This is a genomic window from Faecalibacterium sp. DFI.5.82, assembly GCF_029076575.1.
GTDB lineage: Bacteria > Bacillota > Clostridia > Oscillospirales > Ruminococcaceae > Faecalibacterium > Faecalibacterium duncaniae.
Map to the genome: position 1 here is coordinate 1 of NZ_JARFIS010000017.1, position 13,034 is coordinate 13,034.

General features: G+C 52.0%; 11 protein-coding genes, 2 tRNA genes and 1 rRNA gene. 8 read left to right on the plus strand and 6 right to left on the minus strand.

The genetic code is table 11. The features are described 5' to 3' along the window. Positions 1–217: 217 nt before the first annotated feature. On the minus strand, positions 218–469 hold the full coding sequence (locus tag P0G09_RS15145) for a DUF6061 family protein (protein ID WP_275253064.1): 252 nt from the start codon (positions 467–469) through the stop codon (positions 218–220). Between the two features lie 339 nt (positions 470–808). Between P0G09_RS15145 and P0G09_RS15150 the strand changes: the two genes are divergently transcribed. Further along, positions 809–1,315: a hypothetical protein gene (locus P0G09_RS15150; protein WP_146746475.1), complete on the plus strand. Its 507-nt coding sequence runs from the start codon at positions 809–811 to the stop codon at positions 1,313–1,315. Here the strand turns inward: P0G09_RS15150 and P0G09_RS15155 are convergent. Next, a complete protein-coding gene (locus P0G09_RS15155) occupies positions 1,312–2,229 on the minus strand; it encodes a helix-turn-helix transcriptional regulator (protein WP_217212459.1) in 918 nt (305 codons plus the stop codon). The two genes, P0G09_RS15150 and P0G09_RS15155, sit on opposite strands and share 4 nt — an antisense overlap. A gap of 413 nt (positions 2,230–2,642) precedes the next feature. On the opposite strand from P0G09_RS15155, the gene P0G09_RS15160 reads away from it, so the two are divergent. Both P0G09_RS15160 and P0G09_RS15165 read left to right on the plus strand, forming a co-directional pair. Further along, entirely contained in the window at positions 2,643–3,893 is a 1,251-nt protein-coding gene (locus P0G09_RS15160; protein ID WP_055191843.1) for a radical SAM protein, read from the plus strand. A gap of 129 nt (positions 3,894–4,022) precedes the next feature. Then, on the plus strand, positions 4,023–5,636 hold the full coding sequence (locus P0G09_RS15165; RefSeq protein WP_015565741.1) for an ABC transporter ATP-binding protein: 1,614 nt from the start codon (positions 4,023–4,025) through the stop codon (positions 5,634–5,636). A 290-nt stretch (positions 5,637–5,926) separates the two neighbouring features. Here the strand turns inward: P0G09_RS15165 and P0G09_RS15170 are convergent, their stop codons facing one another. Next, positions 5,927–6,742, minus strand: coding sequence for a helix-turn-helix transcriptional regulator (locus P0G09_RS15170; protein ID WP_097839210.1), 816 nt, complete (start codon positions 6,740–6,742; stop codon positions 5,927–5,929). A gap of 446 nt (positions 6,743–7,188) precedes the next feature. Between P0G09_RS15170 and P0G09_RS15175 the strand changes: the two genes are divergently transcribed. The 5 genes from P0G09_RS15175 to P0G09_RS15195 all read left to right on the plus strand — a co-directional run bounded on the left by P0G09_RS15175 (position 7,189) and on the right by P0G09_RS15195 (position 12,585). Further along, positions 7,189–7,791: a CHC2 zinc finger domain-containing protein gene (locus tag P0G09_RS15175; RefSeq protein ID WP_256276046.1), complete on the plus strand. Its 603-nt coding sequence runs from the start codon at positions 7,189–7,191 to the stop codon at positions 7,789–7,791. A gap of 73 nt (positions 7,792–7,864) precedes the next feature. Next, positions 7,865–9,181, plus strand: a complete 1,317-nt coding sequence (locus P0G09_RS15180; protein WP_112149025.1) for a phage/plasmid primase, P4 family — start codon at positions 7,865–7,867, stop codon at positions 9,179–9,181. A gap of 376 nt (positions 9,182–9,557) precedes the next feature. Next, complete coding sequence (locus P0G09_RS15185; RefSeq protein ID WP_275253065.1) at positions 9,558–10,823, plus strand: plasmid recombination protein; 1,266 nt, start codon at positions 9,558–9,560, stop codon at positions 10,821–10,823. A 42-nt stretch (positions 10,824–10,865) separates the two neighbouring features. Further along, positions 10,866–11,180, plus strand: a complete 315-nt coding sequence (locus P0G09_RS15190) for a helix-turn-helix domain-containing protein (protein WP_055192342.1) — start codon at positions 10,866–10,868, stop codon at positions 11,178–11,180. Between the two features lie 16 nt (positions 11,181–11,196). After that, positions 11,197–12,585, plus strand: coding sequence for a site-specific integrase (locus P0G09_RS15195; RefSeq protein WP_275253066.1), 1,389 nt, complete (start codon positions 11,197–11,199; stop codon positions 12,583–12,585). 162 nt (positions 12,586–12,747) lie between these two features. On the opposite strand, the gene P0G09_RS15200 is transcribed toward P0G09_RS15195, so the two are convergent. The 3 genes from P0G09_RS15200 to rrf form a co-directional block, all read right to left on the minus strand. Further along, a tRNA-Lys gene (locus P0G09_RS15200) sits at positions 12,748–12,823 on the minus strand. Between the two features lie 3 nt (positions 12,824–12,826). Continuing rightward, positions 12,827–12,901, minus strand: a tRNA-Glu gene (locus tag P0G09_RS15205). Between the two features lie 7 nt (positions 12,902–12,908). Then, positions 12,909–13,025 (minus strand): 5S ribosomal RNA (rrf, locus tag P0G09_RS15210). Positions 13,026–13,034: the final 9 nt, after the last annotated feature.

A 13,034-nucleotide genomic window follows, 5' to 3' on the forward strand; every position in this document is an offset into this window, starting at 1 on the left:
GTACGATGGGCTGGGGTACATCCCTCTGGATGAACTGGAAGCAAAAGAAAAGGCGTGACCGAAGTCACGCCAAATCTTCCCCATTTCAGGAGCTTTTGCAAATACTGTTTTATGGGAACTCTGCTACGGGGAACGCCCTGTTGTACATATCGTTATCGTATGTGGATTTTGGCAGGGTGTGTCCTATTCAGGGGCGCACCCTGTTTTTGTTTTGCCCTTAATCTTCTAGCCCATGGCTTCCAGCCATATTCTTCAAATATTCCTCCGGGTCACCGTTCAGAATCAAATCGGCATAGCCCAGCGGATCGTTGTAGATGAGGTAGTCCAGTTCCGTCCTTTGCGCCATGGTCACGTCCAATTCATCCTCGACCCCAGTGCAGTCAATGGAGATCATTCTCCCATCCCGGAGCAGCAGCTCCACGCAGCCGGTGTCCATGTTGAATTTGCAGGCTCTTTCATCGTACTTCATGTTTGTGTCCTTTCCGCCTTACGGCACTCTTACCGTGGTCTGTCGTGCTTTTTTGTGATAAGGTCTAGGACGTTTTTCGATGGAAGCAAGGGATTCGTTCTGTTTTCCGAAGAATACAAAAAATCCGAACCCTTCTCCTATCGGAAAAAAGTTCGGATTTTGTTGATGTGGTGCACCTCCAGGGACTCGAACCCTGGGCCCACTGATTAAGAGAGCAAGCCGCCGGTTCGTCTCAATTTATGGAAGTTTCGAGTCATCGTTAATTTTAATCAAAGCAATGTGATTTTTTACCCGGTAATTTCTGCACCCTTTGTCCGATTTTGCAACGATTTGCACCCTTTGCACGTTTTGAAACCGTGCAAAAACCGTGCAGAAACCGTGCACTTACTCCCAGACAAACTAAAATCCACTTCATCCGACAACGACTTGACGGCATTGGTTTGGGTGGCCATTCTCTTATTTTTAGTACTTGCTGCATCACAAGCCGATTGGAAAGCATCTGACCTCATTCTCAGTATAACCCGTCGTTTTGTGTTAGAAAAAAGCAACACAGCACGATATGGTCTGTATGGCCTTGTAGTGGTATCCTTTTGCCAACAAGAAAACAACATAAAACGAAAGGAAAAACAAATGATGAAACGTATCTTTACCCTGATTGCCTCTATTGTTCTGGCCACCAGTCTACTGGCTGTCCCCTGCTTTGCCGCTGAGCCTGAAGACTTGCCAGCACCGCAGCCTGGTGTGACCGAAACGGAACAACCTGACGGTTCTGATCAGCCTGAGAATCCGGACAGACCTTCTATCCAGCCATGTGATGCTATGCCGGGCGTTGGAGACATGGGTTAACTCATAAAATCGATGTTCAAGTATTCTTTCGCTTCTTTTTTGACAACCTCTAACCCGATTTGATATCCAATGACTTTGCAGAGATAATACGATTGGTAGTACAATTCTTTGCTGATTTCGTCATCGCCCATAAAATGTCGGCATTCCGCTTCAATTTCCAGACATCGGGGCAATACTTGGTAATGTCCATATTGAATACAGGCTTCTCGTCCTTCTTTAGCGAGTGCAGCTCCTTCCTCATAGCGACCGCACAAATCCAGTACCCGAGCATAATTATAAAGGACCAAAGGCAACACCCCTATAGATGTTATGGTTTCCTTAAAATGCTTACGCACATACTTAAGCAGCTGATAGTAGATTTCAGCTGCTTTTTTATTTTGGCCAGCATCAGAGTAAGCAAGCCCAATCTGATTGATAATTGTGATTTCATCTCTTGTATAAAGGAAACTTTCTATACTCTCTAGGTCAAAGCGGGGCACAGTCAGCTGAATTGCCTGCATTAGCAGATCGATTTGTTCCAGCGGCGTGTAGCGTCCATCTAAGCGTCCCAGAAGTACCCTTGAACGCAGGGCAAATTGCTGCGCAATTTGATCATCCGGATCTGCCAGCTTTTCAAATTGTGCAAGCTTCTCAAAGCCCTCCGGCACCTTTTCGGTCGCATTGCAGGCAACAATTTCTTTCTGAAGAGCTTCCATCTCCAGTTCATTTTTACTCAGCAGAGCAAAATAGCGGTCATCCGGCAGGCCCAGACGCTGCAAAAGGGCATTGATCCGGTTGCGGCTGGGGGTCTGTTTCCCATTTTCCAGTCGGGAAAGAGTCATAGGCTCACAGATTCCATAGCAGAGCTGCTCCTGGGTCAAACCCAGATCCAGCCGCCGCTGCTTGACGTACTCGCCAAGAAAGACATTCTTCATCCCTAAACCCTCCTATAGAAGTAATATCTCTATTATTATAAAGGATGGCACAGCGGATTTCCAGTGAACGGTTCAACTTTTACTGAAAACTTATCGTTTTGTGTTATTTTCAAGTAACTCGGCACGATATGTTGCCGGTCGGCAGGATGTGCTACAATACAGTCACAGCAAGGGATACGAACAAACGAAAGCTCCCAAGCTGAATAAAACCAAAAAGAAAGGAGAAACAAATCATGGAAGTCCTCGCTGAGAAGAAGCCCATTGAAGAACAGGTTGATTGCAATATCGACATTAATATCTTCTGCTAACAGGGTTAATTACCACTTTAATAAGGGGTTCGGATTGTTCCGGGCCCCTTATTTCGAACAATTATCCTGTAATCAGGATTTTTATATAGATAAAGAGGAGCTAATATGTATACAGTACCCAGCTATGTGACCTATCGCACGGAAGAAGATGCTATTTATATTACATCAGAATTGTATCGCAATACCGTCCGGCTGACCGATCATGGCCTGCAGAAGGAGTTCATCAATCTCACCCGTTGCGGCGGCTGTGCGGAACTGAATACGCCGTTGACACGCTATCTGCATGAGCAAGAGCTTCTGGTAACCGAGGAAGAACTGGACCATGCGCTGCACCAGGTGAGATCTTTGCTGGATAATATCTTCATGGTAACATTGATGCCGACGGAAGGCTGCAATTTCCGCTGCCCATATTGCTATGAAGATCACCATGCGGTCAGTATGACTCGTGACACACTGGACCGAATTGAGGAGTATATAACTGCACAAGCGCCGCGCTATAAACAGGTCATACTTGCATGGTTTGGAGGTGAACCTACTCTTTGCAAAGACACTGTGCTGGAAGTGTCCAACATTGTGCAAAATCTGCAGAAACAGTATGGCTTTCACTATGCTGCCAATATGACCACCAATGGTTATCTGCTGAATGACAAGCTATTTCGGCAGTTCTATCAGGCAGGGATCACCAGCTATCAAATTACAATTGATGGTTGGAATCACGACAAGACTCGGCCCCATGTATCCGGCAAAGGAACCCTGCAGACCATCATTAACAATCTGGCCTCTCTTTCCAAGTTGCCGCCGGCAGAGTATTCCTTTCATATCACGCTGCGCCACAATATTCTGGCCGACGATGAGGACTACAGTTGGTATGATTATCTGTACCGTCTGTTTGGGCATGACAAACGCTTCGCCGTACTTGTTCGTGCTGTTGGTGACTGGGGTGGTGAAGGCGTCCACAGTCTATCCATCCTTCATCAGGATACAAAAGATGTGTTGGTAGCAAAACATGTTGCATATCTGGATAAGATCGGGATGTCGTGTCATAACCACAGAAACGGAGCCCTTGCACAGGTGTGCTACGCTTCCTATCCACATAGCATGGTATTCCGGGCCAATGGAAAAATTGGCAAATGCACTGTGGCGCTTGACCACCCGCAAAACCAGTTAGGTTGGGTTGATCCCGAAAAAGGTATTGTGATCGACCCGGAGGTTAACTGCCGGTGGAGCTTTTCTGATCTGAAGCCCGAGTGTCGTAGCTGCCGGAATGTTTTGCGCTGCATGAATATGCAGTGCAAAAAGTCTGAAATTATTGATGGAAAGACAGTTTGCCTCTATAGAAAATCAGAATGTGTGTAATCAGTTAACTAACGCAAAACGATATGTTTATTCCTCATCCTGTGTGCTACAATTTGAATCAGAAAGAGCAAAGCACACAATCCACTGTTCATAGAGACAGATGGAACGATCACAGAAGAGGTGGAAATCATGAAGTATTATCTCAAAAAGTGCTGGCCCACTGTTACAGCGGCCTCCATCTGTATGGTTGTTGCCTATGGTTTGCAGGTCTGCACCAGTCTGGTACAGATTCAGATCACCCAGGGACTGCTGGACGGTGATCTGCGGGCTTTCACCATTCGGATCATTCTTCTTCTGCTGACCTGGCTGGCCGTGGTCCTTTGCCTGATTGCAGAGACCTTCTTCCAGGGCCGGGCCGTGCGCCGGATGAACAACGCTCTGCGCCGGGATATGGCAGCGGGCCTGTTGCACAAGACCCATCAGGAGTATCATAAGCAGGAGAGCGGCGAGTACCTCTCCCAGTTTACCAACGACGTGAACCAGATTGAGCAGATGGCCTGGACTCCGTTTTTCACCATCATGGGTTCTGCGGCACAGGTGGTGTTCGGCATCGTTGCACTGGCATCCATTCATTGGCTGCTTCTGGTGATTTCTCTGGTCATCGCATTGGTTATGATCTTCGTTCCTCGTCTGTTCAGCAAACGGTTGGGAACCGTTGGCACAGCCTGTGCCGCCAGCCAGGCTGACAGCGTCAGTAAAATCAAGGATCTGCTGGCAGGTTACGATGTGCTTCGCTTCTTTGGCAAGGATGAACGGTTTACCAGCGGAGTCGATGCAGCCAGCGACAGCATGGAGCAGGCCAAGTACAAACTGACCATCAACAAGGACGGCATCGGCTGTGGTCTGGCCTATGTCAGTGCCGTCTGCCAAGTGGCCGTTGTCATCCTGCTGGGTGTCCTGATCCTCAATGATATGATTCCTCTGGCCACCTTTATGGGCACCGGTACCATCTGCGCCGGCGTGTATAATGGACTGAACCAGGTGTCCAAACTTGCAGTGTCCTTCTCGGCCAGCAAGCCCTATTTCGATAAGATTACCATCCATGCCGGCGAGGCGCAGCTTCCTGATTTCGGTCTGCCTACCCTGCAGGAAGGCATTACGGTCAAGGATGTCTCTTTCGGCTACGATGAAAAGAAGCCGATCCTGGTCCACATGAACGCGGAATTCAAGAAAGGCGGCAAATACGCCCTCACCGGTCCCTCCGGCTGCGGCAAGAGCACCCTGCTGAAGATTCTTCTGGGCTGGCTGCCCGGCTACCAGGGCAAGGTCCTTTATGACGAGAGAGACGTGCGGGATTACACGCCCGAGCAGCTCCAGCAGAAAATGAGCTACATCGAACAGAATGTGTTCCTGTTCAATACCACCATCCGTGAGAACATTACCCTGGGTGAGCACTTTACCGACGAGCAGATGGAAAAGGCACTGCGTGACAGCGCCCTGGCAGGCGACCTTGCCAATATGCCCAAGGGTCTGGATACGCCGGTGGGCGAGGAAGGCAACGCCCTCTCGGGCGGCCAGAAGCAGCGCGTGGCCATCGCCCGTGCTCTGATCCATAACCGCAGCATCCTGCTGGTGGATGAGGGCACCAGCGCCCTGGACCAGAAGAACGCCGACATCGTGGAGAAGAGCCTGCTGTCCAACCCTGACCTGACCCTGATCCTGATTAGCCATCACCTGAGCGACGAACGTAAAGCCCAGTTCGATCATGTGTACGAGTTGACGCCCGCATCTTCTATTGTCTGAAACCGGGAAGCAACGCAATAGCCGGAAGAATCCAAAGAAACCGTGCCGGGGTTTCGTGACACACGACTTTGTTTGCAAAGTCTAGTGTGTTACACCTTGGTTCCGGCTGATGCGGAAAAGGGACTGTGAGCAGCTCCGGCAAGCACCTATTCTGCGGCAGAAGGATGCGCGGATGGGGATGGCAGCTAATGGTTTCTGCCCACCCAGCGCAGGCTTGCAGAGGAACCAATGGTGTACGTTCTCCTTCCTGCCGCAGCAGCGTTTTTCCCTATAAGCCGCAAGGTAAATAATCAGCGTCTGTATTTGCCCCGCATCCCGGCCTTTGTGCGGTGCTTTAACATAGAGGATTTATTGAACACTCGCAGCAAGGTCATCTGTTCTTCTTTCGTCAGCTTGGAATAGTCGATGCCGATCTGTCCCATCAGGACATTCATCTTCTTTTCCAACGGAGAACCTTCAAACTTCTGTGCATTTTCAAGCTGCTTCCTCGCTTGCTCGACCGCTGCGCCGTCCGACGTGGTCTTATCGGTCCCATGTGCCGCTTTGATCTGCTTCAGGATCGCCGCCAGCTCATCATAGAGGATCTGCCCGAAATATTCGTCCTCGTTGATCTGCGCCGCCTTCAGCGTCCGCATGGTCAGGTCCTCTGCATCGGCATGGTATCGCTTTTCCAGTTCCTGCCGGGTGGCTTCCACCATGGCATTCATATCCCGGATGCGGTCACTGACCAGACCGTCCACACAGATCTCAAGGTCGGTCATCCACCGGGAAAAATCGGGATGTTCCAAAAGTTCACACAGCAGCCGATGATTGAAATTCCCATTCCTTAATACGTCCACTGCGCCATCGCTCAGATGCAAGTCCGAAAGGACTGCATCTGGGCGTTTTTTGTTTTCCGTCACGCCCAACAGGTAGTCCGTGGTCACGCCATAGAACTCAGCCAGCGTTGTCACCGCATAAATGCTGAGGTCGGTCACATCGTCACTCTCGTATTTCGACAATGCCGATTTGGACAGACCCGTCTGCTCTGCCAGCGTTTCCAGCTTCAGACTCCGCTCCACACGCAGGTCTTTGAGCCGTTCTCCCAGTGTCAGCTTGATGTTCATGGTCGCACCTCCGATGTTTTTTGCACAGTATACCACTTCCGGCGGTTCCTGTCCATAAGCGTGGAATTTTGCAGTTTCTGCACCTGTTTTCCGACATTATGGATATACGGCACAGCAGCCATGGAGGTGCTATCCTATAGACAGAAGGAAAACATATCACTCCCCAGCAGCGAACATATTAAGGGCTTCCCGTAAAAGCCCTCCCGAATCATATAACCGAACCTTGACAACAGAATGACCGTCCGAACTGCCCAGACCGCCAAGACCTCCCATCGGGGGAGCGAGCGCCCTGCATAGGGCCGACACAGAGTCCAAAAAGATTTCCTGTCGGGAGGCAGCAAGGGAGACCGGCTTCACCGAAGTTCCCATTTGGGGGACCCCGGTGACTTTGAACGTGGCAGGGATCAAAACGATCCGTGCCAAAACCTTTGACCAAAGGAGAAATTTTGAGTTTATATCAAAAGATCAAGTCCGCCATCACCGTTCGGCAGGTGGGAGAGATGTACGGCATGAAGCCCGACCGCCATGGCATGGTGTGCTGTCCGTTCCATTCTGACAGCGACCCCAGCATGAAGCTGAACGACACCTATTATTACTGTTTTGGCTGTGGGGCCAACGGAGATGCCATCGACCTCACCGCCAAACTGTTCGACCTGAACCCCCGGCAAGCCGCCGAGAAGCTCGCAAGTGACTTCGGGCTTGACCCGGACAAGCCGCCCGCCAATGCCATCGCTCTGCCGCCGCCCAAGCGTGGCCTGACAGACGAGCAGTGGGCAGACATCGCCTACTGCCTGCGGGTGCTGACCGATTATCTCGACCTGCTGCACGACTGGCGAGAGCGCTACAAGCCCACCACCCCGGAGGAGCCGCTGGACGAGCGGTTCGTGGAAGCTCTCCACATGACCGAGACCGTCGAGCACCTGACGGACTGCGTTGCATTTGGGACACCCCAGCAGAAAGCCGCTGCCGCCGCACAGCTGCTGTCCGGGTCGTACCTGCTGATGCTGGAGGAGTGCACCGACCGCCTTGCTCTGGCAAAGTGCGCCTGATAATTTATTCACCTGAAGTGGTGGGTCTCACGGTGAGACCCACCACTTCACTTTTCTAAAGGAGAACCACCCTATGAAGAAAAACATTTCCCGCAACCCCTTATGGCCGGACTGGTACAACGGTAAGAAGATCGATGAAGTCCAGTTTGGCCGTGCCTTTCTGGAACAGTGGCCGCTGAAATGCGTCAACGGTACGCTGTACACGCTGGACGGCCCGGTGGAAGACGAAAGCGAGATCAAGCAGCGCATCTTGGAGAACATCGAGGAATATGTCACCTCTGGCCTGTCCAAAAAGGTCACCAACATTCTGGAGACCATCAAGCTGCTGGCTTTTTCCGACCCGTTCCCCATCGAACAGGACTGCATCCACCTCCAGAACGGCGTGTACCATCTGCCGGACGGCTCTTTTCAGGAGAGCCGCCTGTTCTGCCAGAACCGCCTACCTGTGAGGTATGACCCCAAAGCCGCCAGCCCTGACCGCTGGCTAACTTTCCTGCACGAGCTGCTGGACGATGCTGACATTCCAACCTTGCAGGAGTATCTGGGCTACTGCCTGATCCCCAGCACCAAGGGGCAGAAGATGATGCTCATTGTCGGCAAGGGCGGCGAGGGCAAATCTCGCATCGGGCTGGTACTGAAACGGCTCATGGGAGATGCCGCCAGCAACGGCAGCGTCCAGAAAGTGGAGAACAACCGTTTTGCCCGCGCCGATCTGGAACGCCGCCTGCTGATGATCGATGATGATATGGATATGAACGCCCTGCCCAAGACGAATTATATCAAGACCATCGTGACCGCCGAGGCCAAGCTGGACTTGGAGCGCAAGGGTGTCCAGAGCTACCAGCGGGACATCTACGCCCGGTTCCTCTGCTTCGGCAACGGTGCGTTGACCTCGCTGTACGACCATTCGGATGGCTTCTTCCGCCGCCAACTCATCCTGACCACCAAGGACAAGCCTGCTGACCGCACGGACGATCCCTTTCTTGTGGAGAAGATGTGCGCCGAGTTGGAAGGCATCCTGCTATGGTGTCTGGAAGGGCTGCACCGGCTGGTGCAGAACAACTTCCGCTTCACGGTCAGCGAACGAGCCGCCGCCAACGTGGACACCATCAAACGCAGCAGCAACAATGTCATCGACTTCATGGAGTCCGAGGGCTACTTCCGCTTCAAGGCGGACTACTCCATCAGCTCCAAGGAGTTCTACGACATTTATAAGCAGTGGTGCGAGGACAACGCCTGCCACAGCGTATCTGCGATCCGTTTCAGCGCAGAGTTGCGCCAGAATGACCGCCGCTATAACCTTGAAGCCACCAACAACATCTACCTGCCCGGTGGGCGCAGGGTGCGGGGCTTTGTAGGCATCGAACCTCTTGTCCACCCCTGCCCGTAAAAAGTGCATTTTTTCACGGAAGAAGTTCGTACAACCTGTACGGTCTGTACTTGTACGCACCCGTACGGCAAATTGAAGCAGATTTAAACGTGTTATCGTTTTTATTTTAGATTTCCGCACACCGTACAGACCGTACGGGTTATTTGAACTCCGTACGCGATTTTTTCAGATGCGTACGAAGCAATCAAGTTCGCATTGTGCGAACTTGATTGTAGCTCTCCCGCAGGAAACGTTCCCCCTCGGAGAGTCCTCGAAGAGCCCACTACACTTTGCAGCCCATAGGGATGAAAGTGTCATAGTAGGTTATTACACTTCAGAAGAAGTGCATCTCCGTTCCCCGTCACCTCTCGATGAACCTTGAAAGGAGGGATGCCCTTTGGCAAGAAATGATGGTATTGACCGCACCAGTGTCCGAAACCTCGCTGTTTCGGATAAGGCTGTTGGCAACACCCAACAGCACAACGAGCGCGAAAAGGACAGCTATCGGAACCCCGACATTATCCCCCAGCGTGCTGCATGGAACGTCCACTTCAAGAAGCCAACCGCCAGCTACACCGACCTGTTCGCCCAGCTGGAAGCCGCTGGCACGATTTCCACGCGCGGCCTAAAGCCGGATGCTACCCACTACTGTGAACTGGTCTTTGATGTCAACTCAGCCTACTTTGACAATCACGGCGGCTATGAGTTCGCCAATCAGTTCTATGAGGATGCCTACAAAGCTGCTGTGCAAATCGTGGGCGGTGAGCAGTATATCCTCTCGGCAGTCATGCACGCCGATGAGATCAACCGCGCCATGACCGAAGCATTAAGTCGAGAAGTTTACCACTACCACCTCCATGTGGTCTATGTGCCTGTGGTGGAGAAGCAGATCCTCTGGTCGAAACGCTGCAAAGACAAGGCACTGGTCGGCACAGTCAAGGAGACTGTCATGCAGGTCAGCCGGAGCAAGAAGTGGGCGTCCAAGCCCCTGCTGGACGATGCCGGAAAGCCCATCCTGCAAAAGAACGGCAAGCCAGTCCTGAAGAAGTCGTACAGCGTCCTGCAAGACGATTTCTTCCACTATATGCGCAACGCCGGGTATACGGATGTAGAGCGCGGTGAGCGTGGCAGTACCGAAGAGCACCTGACCGTCACTCAATTCAAAGTCCAGAGGGAGCAGGAGCGGCTGGACACTCTGACCGCTCAAGCCGACCAGCAGGCACAGTCGCTTGCTAAAACCTGTCAGGCCCTCTCCAAAAAGGAGAAGGAACTTGCCGCTGTGCAGAAAAAGGCCACACTCACGAAAGAAGCCCTCATTCATGCGCGTGATCTGGATTATATCGGCAAGCGCACCTTCCTCGGCAACTACTCGCTGACCGAAGAAGAATTTTCCAAACTGAAAAAACAGGCTGACCACGGCTATATGATGGACGTAGAGAACCGCCGCCTGAAAGAAGAACTTTCCACCGCCAAGAAGGAAGCCATTCATTGGAGCAACAAGTACCACGACCTGTGGTACGATGTAAAGCCCTATCTGGATGCGCTCCACCGTGCTCCTGAACTGGTGCGCGGTTTTCTGGAAAAGATTCTTGCTCCCAAGCAGGAGCGCACCATGAATGTGCCACAGCGAAACCGCAAGCGTGGGCAGGATGTAGAACTTTAAGCTGAATTTTTAGATGATATGACAATATAAGGAGCAATGCTTATGGATTTTGACCGTAATTCTATGACCGTCCCTGTGCAATCTTCCGATTATACGAATAAGTTCTTGCAAAAGGACTCGAATCTCACTACAATGGAGGTGGTCACTCAAACCAATGCCGTCAAGTCTCCGACTGACAGCCCAGCAACCACGAAGCTGGTGTACACGGTGGAAGAGATCGCACGAATGCTGGCCATCAGCCTGCGCTCTGCTTACAACCTGTGCAACAGCACCACCGAATTCCGTGTCCTGCGGGTAGGCGGAAGCATCCGTGTACCGAAAGACAGTTTCGATGCGTGGCTCTACCGGGCAGCTTGATAAGGAGGCAAACAGTATGGCATATATTACGAAGCGCGGCAACTCTTACAGCGTCCGATACACTTATGAAGATGAGCACGGCAAGAGCTGCGACAAATGGGAGAGTTTTCCCACAAAAGAGGAGGCAACAAACCGAAAAAAGCAAATCGAGCATGAACTGGCGGCTGGTACTTTCCTGATTCCGTCCTCTGTGACGGTAGCAGAGTTCCTCATGGATTGGCTGCCCAAGCAGTGCAGCAAACACAAGTGGGCACCCAAAACCTACGAATCCAACCTTTCCACCATCCAGAACCTTATCGTTCCCTATATTGGCAGCATGGAGATGCAGAAGCTCAAGCCCTACCACATGGAGAACCTCTACACGACCCTGAGCAAAACGCCCTGCGGTTCGTATGTCGAGGGAAAGAAGCAGGAACTGACTGAAAAGCAGAAGCAGCGGTTCCTTTCCGGCACGACGATCCACGAGGTTCATCGGCTGCTGGGCACTGCCTTCCAGTATGCCGTGGAGTGGGGAATCCTGATTAAGAGTCCTGTTCCCGTGGACAGCCCCAAGAAGTCCACGCAGGAGCGCTCCATCTGGACGGTAGAGGAAATGCGGGCGGCTCTGGACAGCATGGATGACCCTATCCTGCATCTGGCAGTCCACCTCACACTGGTGGGCGCACTGCGAGAGGGCGAGATCGTAGGTCTGACCCCAGAGGATATTGACTTTGACGCTGCGGACGGCATCGGAACATTCCGTATCAACAAATCCATGCAGCGAGTGCGTAAAGAAGCCCTGAATCAGGTAGACGACGGCTGCATCATCAAGGTATTCCCGGACAAGCTGGAACGCAGCACCACTTCTCTCATCCTGAAAAGCACCAAAACGGCGTCCTCCTGCCGTACCATCTTCATGACCTCTGCTCTGAAAGAGGAACTGAAGAAGTGGCTGAATCAGCTGGCGGCAGACGAGATGAAAGATCCGGCACGCTACCATGACAGTGGGATGCTGTTCCGTCTGCCCAACGGTCTGGCGGTGGAGCCGGTGCTCATCCGCAAAAAGTTCCTCAAGTGGCAGGATGCCCACCCGGAGTTCCCCCGCATTGTCTTTCACGGTTTGCGGCATTCCAGTGCGACTTATCAGCTGATGATCTCCGGCGGCGATGTGAAGGCCGTTCAGGGAACCACTGGACACGCTACGGCAGATATGCTGGTGAACACCTACGCCCATATCCAGCAGTCCTCTCGTGTTGAACTGGGGAAGAAGTTCGAGGAAGGGTTCTATGCTAAGTCCGAAAGCCCCAGCCCACAGGCTGTACCCGCCGCAGGCGAACCGACCATCTCTATGACTGCTCTGCTGGAACTTCTGAAGAACGCAGACCCCGAAGTAAAGGCGCAGCTCCGTCTGGCTCTTCTGACCTGATGCAAAATTTACCACGCATTTCAAAGCAATTCCAGCCCATGCAGAAGATTCCCACGAAAAAGCCGACCGTGCAAAAACCGTGCATTGACCGTGCAAGCCCCGAATTTTCGGGGTTACATAACGAAAAAGAGCGTCAAATCTTACGATTCAACGCTCTTTTATTGGTGCACCTCCAGGGACTCGAACCCTGGGCCCACTGATTAAGAGTCAGTTGCTCTACCAACTGAGCTAGAGGTGCATATGGTGACCCGTACCGGAATCGAACCGATGTTAAAGGCGTGAGAGGCCTCTGTCTTAACCGCTTGACCAACGGGCCATATAAAAGTCGGCGACTACCTATTTTCACGCGCCGTTTCCAGCGAACTATCTTGGGCACGAGTGAGCTTAACTTCTGTGTTCGGAATGGGAACAGGTGGAACCTCACCGTCATCGTCACCGACCAATATGAC